At 64.5% G+C, this 16046-nt stretch carries 21 protein-coding genes and 1 pseudogene; 9 read left to right on the forward strand and 13 right to left on the reverse strand.

Annotation, left to right across the window (positions count from 1 at the left end):
• Together Q352_RS23740 and Q352_RS0110580 are read left to right on the forward strand one after the other, a co-directional pair.
• A partial coding sequence (locus tag Q352_RS23740) for a DUF8616 domain-containing protein (protein WP_036386011.1) occupies nucleotides 1-1635 on the forward strand: 1635 nt, incomplete at its 5' end.
• A 209-nt stretch (nucleotides 1636-1844) separates the two neighbouring features.
• The gene (locus Q352_RS0110580; RefSeq protein ID WP_112692702.1) at nucleotides 1845-2264 is read left to right on the forward strand and encodes a hypothetical protein; all 420 of its coding nucleotides are present in this window, start codon (nucleotides 1845-1847) and stop codon (nucleotides 2262-2264) included.
• Between the two features lie 6 nt (nucleotides 2265-2270).
• Here Q352_RS0110580 and Q352_RS0110585 read toward each other — a convergent pair whose 3' ends face one another.
• Both Q352_RS0110585 and Q352_RS20665 read right to left on the reverse strand, forming a co-directional pair.
• The gene (locus Q352_RS0110585; RefSeq protein ID WP_028499323.1) at nucleotides 2271-2687 is read right to left on the reverse strand and encodes a YchJ family protein; all 417 of its coding nucleotides are present in this window, start codon (nucleotides 2685-2687) and stop codon (nucleotides 2271-2273) included.
• A complete protein-coding gene (locus Q352_RS20665) occupies nucleotides 2668-3138 on the reverse strand; it encodes a hypothetical protein (RefSeq protein ID WP_051528869.1) in 471 nt (156 codons plus the stop codon). The genes Q352_RS0110585 and Q352_RS20665 overlap by 20 nt, the downstream gene beginning before the upstream one ends.
• Before the next feature lie 93 nt (nucleotides 3139-3231).
• Between Q352_RS20665 and Q352_RS20670 the strand changes: the two genes are divergently transcribed.
• Entirely contained in the window at nucleotides 3232-3564 is a 333-nt protein-coding gene (locus tag Q352_RS20670) for a hypothetical protein (protein ID WP_051528870.1), read from the forward strand.
• A gap of 57 nt (nucleotides 3565-3621) precedes the next feature.
• Here Q352_RS20670 and Q352_RS0110600 read toward each other — a convergent pair whose 3' ends face one another.
• The 6 genes from Q352_RS0110600 to Q352_RS0110625 form a co-directional block, all read right to left on the reverse strand.
• Nucleotides 3622-4527, reverse strand: coding sequence for a metal ABC transporter substrate-binding protein (locus tag Q352_RS0110600; RefSeq protein ID WP_028499324.1), 906 nt, complete (start codon nucleotides 4525-4527; stop codon nucleotides 3622-3624).
• Nucleotides 4528-4614: 87 nt separating this feature from the next.
• Nucleotides 4615-5487: a metal ABC transporter permease gene (locus tag Q352_RS0110605; protein ID WP_028499325.1), complete on the reverse strand. Its 873-nt coding sequence runs from the start codon at nucleotides 5485-5487 to the stop codon at nucleotides 4615-4617.
• Nucleotides 5484-6230, reverse strand: a complete 747-nt coding sequence (locus tag Q352_RS0110610; protein WP_028499326.1) for a metal ABC transporter ATP-binding protein — start codon at nucleotides 6228-6230, stop codon at nucleotides 5484-5486. Before Q352_RS0110610 ends, Q352_RS0110605 begins: the two co-directional genes overlap by 4 nt.
• Nucleotides 6227-6352: a hypothetical protein gene (locus Q352_RS24290; RefSeq protein WP_255420231.1), complete on the reverse strand. Its 126-nt coding sequence runs from the start codon at nucleotides 6350-6352 to the stop codon at nucleotides 6227-6229. The genes Q352_RS0110610 and Q352_RS24290 overlap by 4 nt, the downstream gene beginning before the upstream one ends.
• 35 nt (nucleotides 6353-6387) lie before the next feature.
• A complete protein-coding gene (locus Q352_RS0110620) occupies nucleotides 6388-7317 on the reverse strand; it encodes a CobW family GTP-binding protein (RefSeq protein WP_028499327.1) in 930 nt (309 codons plus the stop codon).
• A complete protein-coding gene (locus Q352_RS0110625; protein WP_028499328.1) occupies nucleotides 7314-7748 on the reverse strand; it encodes a transcriptional repressor in 435 nt (144 codons plus the stop codon). The genes Q352_RS0110620 and Q352_RS0110625 overlap by 4 nt, the downstream gene beginning before the upstream one ends.
• A 116-nt stretch (nucleotides 7749-7864) precedes the next feature.
• On the opposite strand from Q352_RS0110625, the gene Q352_RS0110630 reads away from it, so the two are divergent.
• The 6 genes and pseudogenes from Q352_RS0110630 to Q352_RS0110655 all read left to right on the forward strand — a co-directional run bounded on the left by Q352_RS0110630 (nucleotide 7865) and on the right by Q352_RS0110655 (nucleotide 12263).
• Nucleotides 7865-8209: a DUF4870 family protein gene (locus tag Q352_RS0110630; protein WP_051528871.1), complete on the forward strand. Its 345-nt coding sequence runs from the start codon at nucleotides 7865-7867 to the stop codon at nucleotides 8207-8209.
• Between the two features lie 136 nt (nucleotides 8210-8345).
• Nucleotides 8346-8801, forward strand: a complete 456-nt coding sequence (locus tag Q352_RS0110635) for a c-type cytochrome (RefSeq protein ID WP_028499330.1) — start codon at nucleotides 8346-8348, stop codon at nucleotides 8799-8801.
• A 186-nt stretch (nucleotides 8802-8987) separates the two neighbouring features.
• Nucleotides 8988-9446, forward strand: a complete 459-nt coding sequence (locus Q352_RS20675; protein ID WP_036386015.1) for a c-type cytochrome — start codon at nucleotides 8988-8990, stop codon at nucleotides 9444-9446.
• A 103-nt stretch (nucleotides 9447-9549) separates the two neighbouring features.
• Nucleotides 9550-10359, forward strand: a complete 810-nt coding sequence (locus Q352_RS0110645; protein ID WP_028499331.1) for an alpha/beta hydrolase — start codon at nucleotides 9550-9552, stop codon at nucleotides 10357-10359.
• A 142-nt stretch (nucleotides 10360-10501) separates the two neighbouring features.
• A pseudogene (locus Q352_RS0110650) lies at nucleotides 10502-10795 on the forward strand (DUF3579 domain-containing protein); the annotation flags it as partial.
• Between the two features lie 373 nt (nucleotides 10796-11168).
• Nucleotides 11169-12263, forward strand: coding sequence for a porin (locus Q352_RS0110655; protein ID WP_028499333.1), 1095 nt, complete (start codon nucleotides 11169-11171; stop codon nucleotides 12261-12263).
• Nucleotides 12264-12336: 73 nt separating this feature from the next.
• On the opposite strand, the gene map is transcribed toward Q352_RS0110655, so the two are convergent.
• The 5 genes from map to era form a co-directional block, all read right to left on the reverse strand.
• Nucleotides 12337-13257: a type I methionyl aminopeptidase gene (map, locus tag Q352_RS0110660; protein WP_373280116.1), complete on the reverse strand. Its 921-nt coding sequence runs from the start codon at nucleotides 13255-13257 to the stop codon at nucleotides 12337-12339.
• Entirely contained in the window at nucleotides 13199-13576 is a 378-nt protein-coding gene (gene acpS / locus Q352_RS0110665) for a holo-ACP synthase (RefSeq protein ID WP_028499335.1), read from the reverse strand. Before acpS ends, map begins: the two co-directional genes overlap by 59 nt.
• Nucleotides 13573-14307: a pyridoxine 5'-phosphate synthase gene (pdxJ, locus tag Q352_RS0110670; RefSeq protein WP_028499336.1), complete on the reverse strand. Its 735-nt coding sequence runs from the start codon at nucleotides 14305-14307 to the stop codon at nucleotides 13573-13575. The genes acpS and pdxJ overlap by 4 nt, the downstream gene beginning before the upstream one ends.
• A gap of 77 nt (nucleotides 14308-14384) precedes the next feature.
• Nucleotides 14385-15104, reverse strand: coding sequence for a DNA repair protein RecO (recO, locus tag Q352_RS0110675; protein WP_028499337.1), 720 nt, complete (start codon nucleotides 15102-15104; stop codon nucleotides 14385-14387).
• 33 nt (nucleotides 15105-15137) lie between these two features.
• Nucleotides 15138-16043 (reverse strand): GTPase Era, encoded by a 906-nt coding sequence (gene era / locus Q352_RS0110680; protein WP_028499338.1) that lies wholly within the window; start codon nucleotides 16041-16043, stop codon nucleotides 15138-15140.
• Nucleotides 16044-16046: the final 3 nt, after the last annotated feature.

Consider the following 16046-nt stretch of genomic DNA (forward strand, 5'->3'; position numbering starts at 1 on the left):
GACGCACTGGGCCGGGAGATGGCGGCGTCACACAGCGGCTTCGACCCGGTGGCGAGCTACCTGCCGGGTGGCCTGACGCCGGAACAGGCCAGCGTCTCGGCCAGCGACGCGCTGCAGGGCATGGCCGAAGTGGTGATTTACGCTGCGGGCAGCTGGATCGGCGAGATCGACAGCCGGCTGCCGGCGCACCGGCTGGTACTGAGCGCCGACCGGGAGACCACCGATCCGGCGCGGCAGATCCGGCAGCGGATGGATTACCGGGACGGGCACGACCGGGCGTGGCGGACGGTGCAGCTGGTCGAACCGGGAGACGGCTACCGGCTGAGCGAAAACGGCGACTTTGTCTACGACGAAAGCGGGGAAGCGGTCAGCGGACCACTGACGGTGCGCTGGCAGGTGGCGGCGGGAGACGAGTGCAGCGCGGGCGGGCTGGCGCTGCTGCAGTATCCGGGCTACTGCGTGGACCGCAGCCGGCCGGCACGCGAGGCGCCGCCTCTGCCGTTTGCGCAGCAATACCGGGATGCGACATTGAAGCCGGTGCTGACCCAGCGTGGCGACGGCAACTACCGGCTGCAGCGGCCGTGCCCGTGGTATGTGGTCGGGCAGGACGAGAACGACAGTTATCAGGGGGAGAGCGAACCGGAGCCGGATCCTGAGCCCGAACCGGACAGCGACGGCCTGCAGGCGCCGGCGGGGAACGGGGATACCCGGCCAAAGATCGGCATGCATGGCGAGCGCATTGACTGGATTGGCCCGCGCAGTCAGTTGTACCTGCCGAAGGACGGGACATACAGCTACGCACCGGAAATTCAGCTGTATATGCAATTCATCCCGTTCTGGCACTACATGATGCCCTCCCCGTACAGCAGAAAGCCACTCGCCAGCAACAGCACGGTGGGGGTCATTCTGGGCGCTCTTGGCATCGTGCTCACCCTGCTCACCGTCTGCTTTGCCGCACCATTGACGACTGGCCTGGCCCTGTGTCTCGTCGCAACGGGCACGCTGCTGGGACTGGCGGCCGGATCAACCGCCATCGCCTCTGCGCTCCTGGAAAAGTCGGACCCCGAAACCTCACGCATTCTGGGATGGGTCTCGCTGGGACTGGGTATCGGCGCCACGCTGCTTGGTCTCGGCACCCCGCGCATTCTGGCTGCCTATTCCAGCTCCAGACTCACATGGTCGGTATCGGCAAGCGGAAAGATCTACTTGCTTGGCGATATGACCGTGGACCTCACCGACCCCTTGGTCGCGGCAGTCAACGCACACGGCGCACCAGGTACGACCTTGAGTACCAGACTGATTTCGGGTGGCACACTGGGCAGGCAGTTGCAAAATATTCCGCTTTTGCCCGGGCAGAAAATACGTCTGGTGTCCTGCTACAGTGCAGTGGGCGGAAAAATGGGGGCACAGGCACAGCGCCTTGCCAACACGCTGCAACGGCAGGTGACCGGCTATCACTATCGGGTCGCCGCACAGCCCCTGGGACAGAATGTTGCTCCCGGATCCAGCCTGTCAGTCTTCCAGCCCCAGGCCGGTTTCAAGGCGCTGCGGACCACCATTGCCAACAGTTTCATCTCCAGTGCCATCCGCCCGGCCGTGTATCTGAAGCATCCTCACCTCTACTTTTCCTCGTAAGGCAATGTGACCCGCTCCATTTCCACGCGACTCTCCTGCCAGGCAGGAAGGCATTTTTATATATACATACCAGAACGTATATGAAAGAATGACAATACGGCACTTGCCCGTAATGAACTATTGGCTCGAAACAGACTCGGACAATATGAAGCCGGTGATCGCAACACTGCCAGCAGTGGCAGTGGCCAGAGAGAACAGGAGACGACACGATGAGCACGACAGACATGCTTCGCGCCACCCAGGCCGCCTCGTACATCAATACGGTGCGCAGCAATCTGGTGGCCAATCAGGACAGTGCCCGCTCGGTGGCCGAGGCACTGAACCAGGCTGAAGTGACGGGCAAGCTGCGGCAGGCTGATCGCAGCGACGCCCTGACCGGCACGATCAAGGCCGCCGCCGCCGAGCGGATTGCAGAGACGACCGCAACCAGCGTGACCATCTCGACCGCTGCGCGCCAGCTGGAGGACACGCTGACCAGCGGCCTGTACGGGGTGATGGCCTCGGCCCCGCTGCAGCCGGCTGCGCGCGCGGCCGAGCCGATCCATGCCCAGCGCATCCGGGCGGTCAGCGCCTATCAGGCGGCCAGCCGGGTCGGGGTGGAAGATGATGGCCAGCGGCCACGCGCCTGAGCGGCGTCAGTCGTCGATATCCCCATCGACATAGACCCAGCGCCCGTCGACGCGGGTGAAGCGGCTTTTTTCGCGGATCTTGCGCGCCCGCCCGCCCAGCTTGTAGCGGGCAACGTAGGTCACGGTACCTTCGCTGTCGTTTTCGCCGCCTGCCTCGGTGGACTCGATCTGCAATCCGGTCCACTTCAGCGGTTCATCGAAGTCCAGTGCATCCGGGCGGGTATCCGGGTGCCAGCTCAGCAGCAGGTACTCGGCGTGCTCCAGCACGTAGGCGGTATAGCGCGAGCGCATCAGCGCTTCGGCGGTCGGTGCGGGCAGCCGGCCGGCCAGGCGCGGCCAGCAGCATTCGACCAGTGCGGCCGGGCGGCCACACGGGCAAGGCGACTCGGGGTCGAAGCGGGGTTCAGAGCGGTGCTTGGTCATAGATCCTTATCAGGAAACGGGTAAAGGCGGCATTGGGCCGCTGCGGCAAGGGCATGGCATTCCAGTTGCGGCGGGCGCGGTCAATTTCCCTGACCAGTCGCGTGCGCAGGTCGGCCTGGGCAATCTGGCCGCGCTGCAGCAGCACGGTCTGATCGCGATAGGCCTTGAACAGCGCATCGTCGATGGCATTGTGACCCACCAGCGCCAGGCGCTTCTGGTCGAGCCGGTCAGCGGCCTGCAGCCGGGTCAGCTGGCCATTGCCGACCTGCCCGGCCAGGGCATTGGCTTCGGCCAGCAACTGGTCTTCTTCATTGTGTCCCAGCCCGCCGAAGGTCGGCAGCGACCAGCCGTCGCCACTCTTGCCGGTGGGACCGGGAGCCACGCAGGCGGTCAGCGACAGTGCCAGCAACAGCGGGGCGGCGAGGGCCGGACGGAAAACGGATCGATTCATGTGCAGTGACTCCGCAGGACAGCTTGACCGGAGTCGGCATTGTCCGGTGTGGATGCGATACTGACAACCTTGTTGCCGCCCTTCTGCCCGTCCATGTCCCGCCCGATCGACTGCCGCATCATCGAAAACGCCCTCCTCGCCCGTCTCGCCGCCCGGGTGCTGGGCGGCCGGGCGGCGGCGATGGTGATTGGCCGTCGCCTGCTGCTGTGGGGGGTGCCGGCACAGGCGTTCCTGGATGACGTGCGCTGGCGCCGGCACGAAGCCTGCCATGTGCTGCAATACCACCGCTACGGCCTGGCCGGCTTTCTGCTGCGCTATGCATGGCAGACCCTGCGCCACGGCTACCGGCACAACGCGCTGGAGGTCGAGGCGCGCGCCGCCAGCGACCAGCCCGGATTCGATGAGCGGGTGCATTTCCATCCCTGACGCGACACAGCCCGCCAGGGGGCCGGCGGGCTGTCTGCACGGAGGAGAAACGCCGGTTCAGTTCTTTTTCATCCCGGCGGACAGCTGTTCGACATTGTGGCGGAACAGGCTGGTATAGCTGCGGGCAGCGGCGTCACGCGACAGGGCGTCCGAGTACAGCTTGCCATCGACGCTGGCACCGCTTTCGCGCGCAATCTGGTCGACCAGACGCCGGTCGGAAATGTTCTCGACGAACACCGCCTTGATGCCGGAGGCCTTGATCTGGCGGATCAGCCCGGCCACCTGCTTCGCCGAGGCTTCCGATTCGGTCGACAGCCCCTGCGGCGCATGGAAGGTGATCTGGTAACGGCGTGCCAGATAGCCGAACGCATCATGGCCGGTAATGACCTTGCGCTTGGCCACCGGCAGCTGGCCGAAGGTCTGCGCGGCCCAGCGGTCGAGGTCGGCCAGTTGCTTGTCGTAGGCGGCAGCGCGCTGCGCATAGTAGTCGCGCCCTTCCGGGTCGAGCTTGCTCAGCGAGGCGGCAATATTGCGCGTCCACACCCGCACGTTCTGCGGGTTGTTCCAGACATGCGGGTCGAAGTTGCCGTGGTCGTGGCCGGCGTGATCATGATCTTTCTCTTCTTCCTCGCTCTTCAGCGGCTTGATGCCCTCACTGGCTACCAGGGTGGTGCCCTTGTAGCCGGTCGCCTTGCTCATGCGCGGCATCCAGCCCTCGAAGCCGAGCCCGTTGACGACGAACAGGCGGGCAGCCGCAAGCGTCTTCACGTCCTGCGGACGCGGCTGGAATACATGGGCGTCCTGGTCCGGACCGACCAGGGTCCTGACCTCGACCCGGTCGCCGCCGATCTGCTGCACGACGTCGCCGAGGATGCTGAAACTCGCGACCACTGGCAGTTTCTGCGCCGCGTGGGCCAGCATCGGCAGCGTCGCCAGCAGGGCGAAAATAAGCTTTTTTTGCATGATTCCGACTCCATGAGGTTGCACGGACCCGGACGCCATCCCGAAGGACGGAGTCAGGGTCGAATTAAGGCAGAAAGGGAAAGGGGGTCAGCCGCTCAGATGGCGACCGCGGATGAAGCGCGGCAGCACGCCGCCCTGCGGCGCGACAAACAGCGACAGCAGATAGATAAGCCCGGCCGACAGCACGATGGCCGGCCCGGACGGCAGGTCCAGATGATAGGACGCCAGCAGCCCGACGTAGCCGGCCAGCATGGCGACGCCGACTGCCACTGCCAGCATGCGGCCGATGGAATTGGCCCACAGCCGCGCGGTCACTGCCGGAATCATCATCAGGCCGACCGCCATCAGCGTACCCAGCGCCTGGAAGCCGGCGACCAGATTCAGCACCACCAGGACCATGAACAGCAGGTAGTACACATTGCTGCGTGCACCTACTGACTGCAGGAACATCGGATCGAAGCTGTCCAGCAGCAGCGGCCGGTAGATGACCGCCAGGCCGAACATCGACAGCGTGGCGATGGCGGTCACCAGCAGCAGCGCACCGTCGTCGACCGCCAGCACACTGCCGAACAGGATGTGGATCAGGTCGATATTGCTGCCGAAGTGCGATACCAGCAGCACGCCAAGGCCGAGCGACATCAGGTAGAACGCGGCCAGGCTCGCATCCTCCTTGATCGTGGTGTAGCGGGTCACCACGCCGGCGGCGATGACCACCAGCACGCCGGCGGCAAAGCCGCCGATCGACATCGCCGGCAGGCTCAGCCCGGCCAGGATAAAGCCCACCGCCGCCCCGGGCAGCACGGCATGGCTCATGGCATCGCCCATCAGGCTCATGCGGCGCATGACCAGGAACAGACCGATCGGGCCGCAGCCCAGCGCAAGGGCAAAGCAGCCCACCAGCGCCCGGCGCATGAAGCCGAATTCGATGAAAGGTGACAACAACAGGCCGGTGACGGTCATGCGGCCTCCTGTTCCGGCACCACGCACACCGGCGGATGAGCCTGCCAGTGGGTGGCGATATGGTTGGCACGCGCCAGATTGGCTTCGGTCAGCACGGTTTCGGTCGGACCGAAGGCGATGACTTCGCGCGCCAGCAGCAGCGTGGTGTCGAAATAGGCGCGTACCTGCTCGTAGTCGTGCAGCACGGCAATGACGGTGCGCCCTTCCGCTTCCCAGCGCCGCACAAAGGCCAGCAGGTCGAAGGTGGTCTTGGCGTCGACCGAGGCAAACGGCTCGTCGAGCAGGATCAGCGGTGCGTCCTGCATCAGGATGCGGGCGAACAGCACGCGCTGGAACTGGCCGCCGGACAGCTCGCCGATGCTGCGCCGCTCGAAGCCGTGCAGGCCGACGTCGGCCAGCGCCTGCGCCGCGCGCTGCAGGCCGGCGCGGCCGACGCCGCCAAAAGCACCGGTGGTGCACCAGGCACCGGTCAGTACGGTGTCCAGCACCGTGACCGGCAGCGTGCGGTCGATCTGCGCCGCCTGCGGCATGTAGGCGATCTGCGCACGCCGCAGTCCGTCCAGTTCGACGTGACCGGTATCGGGTTTCAGAAACCCCATCAGGGTCTTGAGGATGGTCGACTTGCCGGCGCCATTCGGGCCGAAGATCGCCGTGGCATGGTGGCTGGCGAACTCGGCCGACACGTGATGGATGGCCGGGCGGCGCCGGTAGGAGACGGTAACATTCTTGAGCGCGATGGTCATGCGGACTCCAGCGCCCAGCCGACGGCGAGCCACAGCAGGACGGCGGCGACGGCGGCCAGCGCGAGCCGGTGCCAGACCGAGGCGGCCAGCAGGCTCACGGGAAAAAGACGGGACAAGTTCATGGATTCGGATTCGTTTTCCGTAATGGCAACAGGGATCAGGCGGCGATGATGCAGGCCGCCAGCGCATCGGTCAGGGTGTCGGGCGCATCCTGCGGCGCGATCAGTTCAAAGCGGCTTTCGCGGCGCCAGGCGACGGTCTGCGCGCCCCAGACGCCCTCGACCCAGTTGAACCACGCATAGTCGCGGCCGAGGTTCATCACCGCCTTGGCGCGCACCAGGCCGGGTACCTGTCCGGTGATGCGGTCGAAGACTGCGCACAGCCGGTCGGCATCGAACACGACGTCGGCCGGCCAGGTCACGCCGCTGGTGACGAAGCCGCTGTCCGGCGTATCGCGTCTGACGCGATAGCGGCCGGCCGGCCGGGCCGGCAGATCGAGCAGCGACAGGTCGATGGCGCCATGGTCAGCCTGAACCACGGCGGTCTTCGGCGGGAACAGATCGGCGGTCTGGGCACGGAAGCGGGTCATCACCCCGTCATCGGCCAGATCGCACTTGGTGGCGACCAGCACGTCAGCGCAGGCGACCTGGTCACCGTAGATCGGGTGGTTGCGATAGTTGAGTACAACGAACTGGCGCGGATCGACCAGGGTCAGCGTTGCCTGCACGTCCAGTGCGTCGCCCAGCGGCGCACGGCGCAGGTCGTCGACCAGATTGGATGCATGGGCCAGTCCGCTGGCCTCGATCAGCAGCCGGGCCGGCCGCCGTTCGCGGATCAGCCTGACCACGGTCGTCGTCAGCTGCGGGCCGGTCACGCAGCACAGGCAGCCGCCAGCGATTTCGCGCACGTCCATGCCGTCGCGATCGCCGAGCACGGCGCCATCGATGCCGATGTCGCCGAACTCGTTGACGATCACGCCCCAGATTTCGTCGACCGGCTTCTGTTCAAGCAGTTTCAGGATGGTGCTGGTCTTGCCGGTACCGAGAAAGCCGGTAATCAGGTTGACCGGGGTACGGGTCGGGTTCATGCGCGGCACTCCCGGCAACGACCGGACAGCATCACGTCATCGCGACGCGGGGCAAAACCGGCCTCCGAGGCCGCTGCGCGCAGTGCAACCAGCGCCGGACTGCCATCCAGCTCCGTGACCCCACCACAGGCCTCGCACACCAGCAGCAGGCTCTCGTGCGGGCAGTCGAAGTGATGGCAGACGATGTAACCGTTCAGGGCCTCGACCCGGTGCAGCAGGCCCTGGTCGACCAGAAACTCCAGCGCACGGTAGACCGTCGGCGGCGCGACCTGGCCGCGTTCGGTCTGCAGGTCCGCCAGCAGATCGTAGGCCTTGACCACGCCTTCGCGTGCCAGCGCCAGTTCCAGCACGCGGCGCCGGGTATCGGTCAGGCGGGCACCGTGGGCGACGCAATGGCGGTCGGCAGCCAGCAGAAAATCGGGATGCGGCACGACAACTCCAGCAGCAGGGAAAGTGAAAACCGGACGAATGTTACTTTATAACATCACCATCGGCAATCCCGGGGCTGTGGTAGGGTTTCATTTTTCATGGCATCCCGGAGTTCTCCATGACCGACTTGCAGATTCACCGCCCGGGTGACGACTCGCTGCGCACGCTGACCCTGGTCGTCTACGGCCTGTACGGGTTGTCGCTGTTTATCGGCGTCACCGCCATCGTTGCCATCGTCGTCAATTACATCAAGCGCGAGGATGTCGCCGGCACCCTGTACGAGAGCCACTTCCGCTGGCAGATGCGCACATTCTGGTTTTCCGTACTGTGGGGCGTGCTGGCCGGGCTGACTTTCTGGTTCGGCCTTGGCCTGGTCATCGGCGGCGTGGCCTGGATCTGGTACATCTACCGGGTGGTCAAGGGCTTCCTGTTCCTGAACGACAACAAGCCGATGCCGTACTGAGCCGCTCCCGCCCCATGCGGAATGCGCGTGACCGCGCTCATTCCCATGGCGGGCGCATGGATTTAAGTCAGCGTTAACTCCCCACCCGCTAAATAGCCCGGACACTCTTTTTTTCACGCTTCCAGGAGCTCCTCACATGAACAAGCCGCTTACGCTTGCCGCCATTCTGCTGGCTGGCCTCAGCCTGACCGCCCACGCAGCCACCGCCGCCCCCGCCAAGGACCCGATCCAGGCGCGCAAGCACGTGTTCAAGGAATACAAGAAGTCGTTCGGCGCCATGGGCGACATGGTCAAGGGCAAGACCGCCTGGAACAAGGACGAGTTCGCCAAGTACGCCGCCAATATGGAAACCCTGTCGAGCCAGCCGTGGCAGTACTTCCCGGCCGGCAGCGACAAGGGCAAGACCGAAGCCCGTGCGGAAATCTGGACCAAGCCGGCCGAGTTCAAGAAGCAGGCCGACAGCCATCAGGCCAAGATTGCCGAACTGGCCAAGGTTGCCGCCACCGCCACCACGCTGGCCGACGTGAAGCCGGCCTTCGGCGCCGCAGGCCAGACCTGTAAGGCTTGCCACGACCAGTTCAAGAAGGACTGAGTCTCCGCCCTGCTCACGACAGCGTCGGCACCGGCGCCTCTGCAACTGCCGGCGCCCACCTTGATGAGCAGTCTGATGCCGCCCCACGGGGCGGCATTTCGCTTCCGGGCTCATGGCAGATGAAAAAAGCCGCGACCCGGTCCATAATCCGCCGTCGTTTTGACTCCGCCCTGCGCCGAAGAACTCATGAAGCCGTCCCTGTCTGTCTGCCTTGCCGCCCTTGTCGCCCTGAGCGCCTGTTCCAGTGAAAAACCGCAGGACCCCGAAACCCGCGACCGGGTACAGGCGTTCAAGTCGGTATTGAACACCTTCGAGCCGCTGGGGCTGATGGTCCGCGAGAAGCAGCCGTTCGATCCGATCCGCTTCGCCGAGCTGGCCGCGCAGCTGAAGGACGAATCACGCAAGCCTTTCGCCCACTTCTCCACCGCCCCGACCGGCAGCAGCAAGGCCCGTCCGGAAATCTGGAGCGAGCCGGCCCGTTTCGCCAAAGCCCGCGACACCTTCTACCAGCACGCCGACCAGCTGGCGGCAGTGACCGCCGGCAAGCCGGCACTGAAGCTCGCCGATGTCAGCCCGGCCTATGGCCAGCTGGCGCAAAGCTGCAAGAGCTGCCATGACGCTTTCCGCCGCACCGTGACCGAGTGATCGTCGGGCGCCACCGCGCACGACAACATCCTTTTCACACTCCTGCTTGGCAAGTCACCGCCATGCCATCACCATAGCCCCTCACGACACGACAGCGCCTGCCATGACCCCTCCCCTGAAGCTGGAACTGATTTCCCGTCTGCCGGCAGCCGCCGACACGCGACCGCCGCTGCTGTTCGTTCACGGCGCCTACTCCAGCGCCTGGGTCTGGGACGAGTTCTGGCTGCCCTGGTTTGCCGCCAACGGCTGGAGCGCGCATGCGCTGAGCCTGGAAGGGCATGGCGACAGCGATGGTCACAGCTGGCTCGCCGCCATCGGCATCGACGACTACGTGCGCAATGTGGCGCAGATCGCCGCCACGCTGCCGGCACCACCGGTGCTGATCGGCCATTCGATGGGCGGGTATGTGATCCAGCGCTATCTGGAACAGGGCCATCCGGCGGCCGGTGTGGCCATGCTGGCATCGGTACCGCCGACCGGCATGACCCATGCCTCGCTGGCCATGCTGTGGCACACCCCCGACCTGCTGGCTGCCGTGCAGTTGTTCCAGAGCGGCCCTGATTATCATCCGAGCCTCGGCAAGGCAAAGGAATTGCTGTTCAGTGCCGATATGCCGGATGAGCGGCTCGCGCAGTGGCTGGGACGCTTCCAGCCGGAATCGATGCGCGCCGTGTTCGACATGATGCTTGTCGGCATCCTGTCACTGCCGCCGATGCATGACCGCCTGCCGGCGCTTGTGATGGGCGGTGCCGACGACCGCATTATCGGCAGCACCGACCTGCTGGCAACCGCCACCCACTTCGGGGTGGCGGCGGAAATCCTGCCCGGCACCGGCCACATGCTGATGCTGGATACGCGGGAACGCGCAGCGGCCCAGCGCCTGCTGGAGTGGCTGCACACCCGATTCAGTTGAGACCGGCGCCGGCAGCGGGCGCAAATGCGGCAGCGCAACACGGACGATGCTTGGGTCGCGCTCCCGCTTCAAGTAAAATCGCCATGCGCAACTTTTTGATCGAGCGCAAAAAATAAGAGGGCTTGCCAGTCCGCCTGGCCACATCATGATCTGCAATCCGTACGAAATCGTCATCCAGGGCATTACCAACGAGGGCAGGACTTTCCGTCCCAGCGACTGGGCCGAGCGTCTGTCCGGCATTCTGGCCTCGTTCGAATCCGACCAGAAAAAACTCGAATACCATGCTTACGTCCGGCCGCTGCTGCTGGAAAACGTCCGCTGCGTCGCCGTGGACAAGAAGCTGGAGAAAATCGACCCGCGCGTGTTCCAGTTTCTGATGTCGTTCGCCCGCGACAACGATCTGCGGGTGATCGACTGCCGCCAGTTGATCGACGAGGTGTACCCGAGCCGCTTCCTGGCCTGACCCGACTGCGGCGAAAAAACAACACCAGCCGGGCTTTGCCCGGTTTTTTGTTGTTTTATCCGTCGCGCTGCCGGCACCAGGGCTGCGCTCAGGGCGGCATGAAAGCCATGCATGCCGCCCTGCAGAATTTACGCCATCAGCATCCCGCCTTCATGTTGCGCTGCAAGAAAGCAACATAAAACAAACCCATCCTAATTTTCTGTTGTTTTATGACAACATAAATCCCCTGAAACACGCTGCATGCAACAGTTTTGTCATCCGAATGCCATACCCCCACGGTATAGTCACCGGCACGTCGTCAACGAACGATGGACAAGATTCAAGACCCCAGTGGAGTGATGCTTTGATGAACAAGAAACTGATTGCCGCCGCCCTCGCCGGCGCATTTGCTGCCCCGGTCGCCATGGCCGATACGACTATCTACGGCTTCATCAGCGCGGGCGTGGAATACGTTCAGGCTACCGGTGCCAAGAACAACACGACCGGCGCGACCCTGCCGGATGCCCAGCAGTACAAGGGCCGCATTCGCATCCAGAACGAAAACTCCCGCATCGGCTTCAAGGGCGGCGAAGATCTGGGCAACGGTCTCAAGGCGGTATGGCAGGTTGAACAAGGCCTGTCGGTTGATGGTGACACCACCTCGAACTGGGCAACCCGCAACTCGTTCGTTGGCCTGCAAGGTGGCTTCGGCGAAGTACGCCTCGGCCGTCATGATGATGCATACAAGGTTATCGGCGACAGCGTTGGCCTGAACATCATGACCAACACCTCGGCCGACAACGCCTGGAGCAAGGACACCACCTTCGGCCGCGCCGGTGCGCGTCGCGCCAATACCGCCTTGTATCTGTCGCCGGTATTCAGCGGCGTCCAGTTTGCAGCCAGCTACTCGGCAGACGAAGACCGCACCTACGTGGGTGAAGATCGCACGGATGCCAGCGTGTACGGCGCCGCCGTCAAGTACTCGGCAAACGGCCTGACCGCTTCGCTGGGTTACAACCACGCCACCGACCGCAGCAACTTCACCAACTCGCTGACGCCGACGATCATTGTCGACAACAAGCTCGACGGCTACCTGGCCGCGGTCAGCTACAAGTTTGGCAATGCCATGCTCGGCGCCGGCTACGAATATGTCGACTACGATACCTACAATCAGGACAGCTGGACCCTGGTCGGTGGCTACCAGTTCGGCGCCTTTGGCCTGAAGGCTTCGTACACGATGGTCGGCAAGGCTGACGGCAAGACCAACGGTGGCGACTACAAGGCCAACCAGTGGGTGCTGGGTGCAACCTACGACCTGTCCAAGCGTACGCAGATCCTTGCCTACGCCACCCAGATCGACAACAAGAAGGCTGCCACTGCCAACTTCGGCGTGAACAACCCGACGATCGCTGCCGGTGCCGACCCGCAAGCCTACGGCCTGGCACTGAAGCACTCGTTCTGACCGGACTTTCCGGCCGGTAACGCAAACGGGCAGCTTTCGCTGCCCGTTTTTCATTGCCGCTGTCGCGTCTCGTTCAGAACACCGGACGCGGCGGCGTGCCGGCCGAGACCGTCAGCACCTCATGGCCGTCTTCAGTCACCAGGATCGTGTGTTCCCACTGCGCCGAAAGGCTGCGATCCTTGGTCTCCACGGTCCAGCCGTCCGGCTTGATGCGGATATGGCGCTTGCCGGCGTTCAGCATCGGTTCGATGGTGAAGATCATGCCGGGCAGGATTTCCACGCCGGTACCGGGCTGACCATAATGCAGCACCTGCGGGTCTTCGTGAAACTTCTCGCCGACGCCATGGCCGCAGAACTCCTGGACGATGGTGTAGCCGGCGTTCTCGGCATGACGCTGGATCACATGGCCGATATCGCCAAGGTGAATGCCCGGGCGGACGATGTCGATGCCCTTCCACATGCATTCATAGGTAATGTCGCTGAGCCGTTTCGCCTGCGGCGTGACCTTGTTGCCGATCAGGAACATGCGGCTGGTATCGCCATGCCAGCCATCCTTGATCACGGTGATGTCGATATTCATCACGTCGCCGTTCTTCAGCACCCTGTCTCCGGGGATGCCGTGGCAGATCACCTGGTTGACCGACGTGCAGATCGACTTCGGATACGGCGTGCCGCCGTCCGGCGCGTAGTTCAGCGGCGCCGGAATCGTGCCCTGCACCTGGGTCATGTACTCGTGGCACAGGCGGTCGAGTTCGCCGGTGGTGACACCGGGCTGGACGAACGGGGTGATGTAGTCGAGAACTTCGGACGCGAGTCTGCAGGCGACGCGCATCTTGGCGATGTCGTCGCCCTGCTTGATGACAATGCTCATGGCGGAAAACTTGTTCTGTGTCAAACCATGAATGGTATCACGTCCGGCGGCGGTCGGCCGCCGCTCACCCTTCCAGCACGACAAAGGCCGAGCACAGGCTGCGTTCGTCGCTGATCGACAGATGGGTACGGCGGATGCCGCGCGCGGTCAGCCACGCGGCCAGTACCGGCTCGAATGCCAGTTCCGGCTTGCCAAGCGCATCGTGACCGATGCGGATGGCGGTCAGCAGAACCGGCGCACGCACGCCGGTGCCGACGGCTTTGGCAAACGCTTCCTTGGCGGCGAAGCGTTTGGCCAGAAAGCGCGCCGGCAGCGCCGCACGCGCCCATTCGTCGCGTTCCTCCGGTGCGAGGATGCGCTGGCCCGCGCGCGCGCCATGCCGCGCCAGCAGCGCGTCGAAACGGACAATCTCGACCAGGTCGGTCCCGATGCCGACAATCATCGCGCGTCGTGCCGGCCTTCGAGCATCAGCGTCTTCATCTCGCGCACTGCCGGCGCCAGCCCGGTCATCAGCGCCTGGGCGATGATGGCATGGCCGATATTGAGTTCGCGGATTTCGCGGATGGCCGCGATCGGTTTGACGTTGTGGTAGTTCAGCCCGTGGCCGGCGTTGACCACCAGACCCAGCTCGTCGCCATACAGCGCGGCATGACGGATGCGGACCAGTTCGGCCTGATGGACCGCCTCGCCCTCGGCATCGGCGTAGCGGCCGGTATGCAGCTCGATCACCGTGGCGCCGGTTTCCTGTGCGGCCTTGATCTGTTCGTCGTCGGGATCGATAAACAGCGACACGCGGGTGCCGTTGGCCTGCAGCTGGCGGGTGTAGTGGCGGATGGTCTCGAAGTAGCGGATCACGTCCAGCCCGCCCTCGGTGGTCAGTTCCTCGCGCTTTTCCGGCACCAGACAGACGTCCTGCGGGGCGACCCGCAGTGCGTTGTCGAGCATTTCGTCGGTCAGCGCCATTTCGAGATTCATGCGCGTCTTGATCGAGGCGCGGATCACGGCCAGATCGGCATCGCGGATATGGCGGCGGTCTTCGCGCAGATGCAGGGTGATCAGGTCGGCGCCGGCCGTCTCGGCGACCAGGGCCGCCTCGACCGGACTCGGATAGCGGGTACCGCGGGCGTTGCGAAGCGTGGCGACGTGGTCGATGTTGACACCGAGGAGAAGCATGTTGCGGTCCCGGACAGGATTGGATGACGGCCCCGATTGTACCGAAGCCGGGCGACGTTTTCGATCCACCCGCCGGCTCAGTCGCCGAGCGCGGTGACTTCGTTCAGCAGCAGCCGGGTGGCCAGTTCGGTCTCGCCGAGGATATGGCCCAGCAAATGCCGGTTCAGCTGCCGCGCTTCGCGCAGCACGCGCGGATCGGAGAAGGTTTCCACCGCCAGCGCCAGCAGCGTCGCGCCGCTGATGCGACAACCGGCGTCGCCATCCAGACAGGCGCCCTCGCCGGCCACGAAGCCGTATTCGGCCTCCGGGTCCAGCGGCTGGCCGTCGCGGTCGGCATCCAGCTGCGGCGCATAGCCGAGCGCGGCGATCAGCCGCAGCTCGAAGCGGCGCAGCGCCGGCGCCAGCCGGGCATCGGCAGCGGCCAGTTCGCGTACCGTCGCCGCATAGTCGGCATACACCGTTTCATGCGGGTCCTCGCGCGCCAGCAGCTTCAGCAACAGCTCGTTCAGGTAGAAACCGGCCATCAGCCGGCCGCCCGCCAGTTGCGGCAGCCCGCCCAGCCAGTCGGCGTCGGCCAGGGTCTTGACCTCGCCCTTGCCGAACCAGCCGATTTCCAGCGGTGCAAACGGCAGCAGCACGCCACGGATTGCCGCCCGCGGGCGGCGGGCGCCGCGTGCCACCAGCCCGAGCCGGCCGTAGTCGCGCGTCAGCACTTCGACCAGCAGGCTGGTTTCCTTGTACGGCATGGCATGCAGTACATAGGCCGGCTGGCGGGTGACTTTTCCCGGGCTGGACATGGTGTCAGCCACTGACGAAACGGCGGGGCACGATCAGAGTTCGAACTGCTTGAGGAAGCGGACGTCGTCGGCCCAGCCGCCCTTGACCTTGACCCAGACCTGCAGGAACACCTTGCCGTCGAACAGCCGTTCCATGTCCATCCGCGCCTCGGTCGAGATCTTCTTCAGCTTTTCGCCGTTCTTGCCGATGACGATCGCTTTCTGTCCCGGCTTGTCGACCAGCACCTGTACGTGGATGCGACGCATCGCACCGTCAAGCTCGAAGGCCTCGGTCTCGACGTTCATCGCGTACGGCAGTTCCTCGCCGAGGTAGCGGAACAGCTTTTCGCGCACGATTTCGGCGGCGAGGAAGCGTTCGTTCTTGTCGGTGACCATGTCGATCGGGTACAGCGGCACGCCGACCGGCAGGTGCGGCGTGATCAGGTCCATCAGTTCGTCCAGCCGCTGACCATGCTTGGCGCTGACCGGAATGATGTCGACGAACGGATGCGCTTCGCTGATCTTGACCAGGAAGCCGGCCATTTCCGCCTTGTCCTTCAGCTGGTCGGCCTTGTTGATCACGCAGATCACCGGCCGGTGTTTCGGCAGCAGCACCATGACTTCGAGGTCGGCCGGGCCGAACTTGCCGGCCTCGAGCACGAACAGCACGCAATCGACGTCGGACAGCGTGCTGCGCACGCTCTGGTTCAGCGCATCGTTCAGCGCATTGCGGTGGCGGGTCTGGAAGCCCGGGGTGTCGACGAAGATGTACTGCACGTCCCGGCGCGTCTCGATGCCGGTCACCCGCAGCCGCGTGGTCTGTGCCTTTTCCGACGTGATCGAGATTTTCTGTCCGATCATGTGGTTCATCAGCGTCGACTTGCCGACGTTCGGGCGGCCGACAATCGCGACGAAGCCGCAGCGGAAGTTGTCGGGCAGGTTTTCAGTAAGATCGGTCATGCG

Origin of the sequence: Microvirgula aerodenitrificans DSM 15089 (assembly GCF_000620105.1) — a bacterium.
GTDB classification, from domain to species: Bacteria; Pseudomonadota; Gammaproteobacteria; order Burkholderiales; family Aquaspirillaceae; genus Microvirgula; species Microvirgula aerodenitrificans.

What these genes read in the sequence shown, in the direction of transcription:
- Q352_RS0110580 (WP_112692702.1), top strand. Translation starts at nt 1,845, where the DNA reads ATGAGCACGACAGACATGCTTCGCGCCACCCAGGCCGCCTCGTACATC.
- Q352_RS0110585 (WP_028499323.1), bottom strand. Translation starts at nt 2,687, where the DNA reads ATGACCAAGCACCGCTCTGAACCCCGCTTCGACCCCGAGTCGCCTTGC.
- Q352_RS20665 (WP_051528869.1), bottom strand. Translation starts at nt 3,138, where the DNA reads ATGAATCGATCCGTTTTCCGTCCGGCCCTCGCCGCCCCGCTGTTGCTG.
- Q352_RS20670 (WP_051528870.1), top strand. Translation starts at nt 3,232, where the DNA reads ATGTCCCGCCCGATCGACTGCCGCATCATCGAAAACGCCCTCCTCGCC.
- Q352_RS0110600 (WP_028499324.1), bottom strand. Translation starts at nt 4,527, where the DNA reads ATGCAAAAAAAGCTTATTTTCGCCCTGCTGGCGACGCTGCCGATGCTG.
- Q352_RS0110605 (WP_028499325.1), bottom strand. Translation starts at nt 5,487, where the DNA reads ATGACCGTCACCGGCCTGTTGTTGTCACCTTTCATCGAATTCGGCTTC.
- Q352_RS0110610 (WP_028499326.1), bottom strand. Translation starts at nt 6,230, where the DNA reads ATGACCATCGCGCTCAAGAATGTTACCGTCTCCTACCGGCGCCGCCCG.
- Q352_RS24290 (WP_255420231.1), bottom strand. Translation starts at nt 6,352, where the DNA reads ATGAACTTGTCCCGTCTTTTTCCCGTGAGCCTGCTGGCCGCCTCGGTC.
- Q352_RS0110620 (WP_028499327.1), bottom strand. Translation starts at nt 7,317, where the DNA reads ATGAACCCGACCCGTACCCCGGTCAACCTGATTACCGGCTTTCTCGGT.
- Q352_RS0110630 (WP_051528871.1), top strand. Translation starts at nt 7,865, where the DNA reads ATGACCGACTTGCAGATTCACCGCCCGGGTGACGACTCGCTGCGCACG.
- Q352_RS0110635 (WP_028499330.1), top strand. Translation starts at nt 8,346, where the DNA reads ATGAACAAGCCGCTTACGCTTGCCGCCATTCTGCTGGCTGGCCTCAGC.
- Q352_RS20675 (WP_036386015.1), top strand. Translation starts at nt 8,988, where the DNA reads ATGAAGCCGTCCCTGTCTGTCTGCCTTGCCGCCCTTGTCGCCCTGAGC.
- Q352_RS0110645 (WP_028499331.1), top strand. Translation starts at nt 9,550, where the DNA reads ATGACCCCTCCCCTGAAGCTGGAACTGATTTCCCGTCTGCCGGCAGCC.
- Q352_RS0110655 (WP_028499333.1), top strand. Translation starts at nt 11,169, where the DNA reads ATGAACAAGAAACTGATTGCCGCCGCCCTCGCCGGCGCATTTGCTGCC.
- acpS (WP_028499335.1), bottom strand. Translation starts at nt 13,576, where the DNA reads ATGATTGTCGGCATCGGGACCGACCTGGTCGAGATTGTCCGTTTCGAC.
- pdxJ (WP_028499336.1), bottom strand. Translation starts at nt 14,307, where the DNA reads ATGCTTCTCCTCGGTGTCAACATCGACCACGTCGCCACGCTTCGCAAC.
- recO (WP_028499337.1), bottom strand. Translation starts at nt 15,104, where the DNA reads ATGTCCAGCCCGGGAAAAGTCACCCGCCAGCCGGCCTATGTACTGCAT.
- era (WP_028499338.1), bottom strand. Translation starts at nt 16,043, where the DNA reads ATGACCGATCTTACTGAAAACCTGCCCGACAACTTCCGCTGCGGCTTC.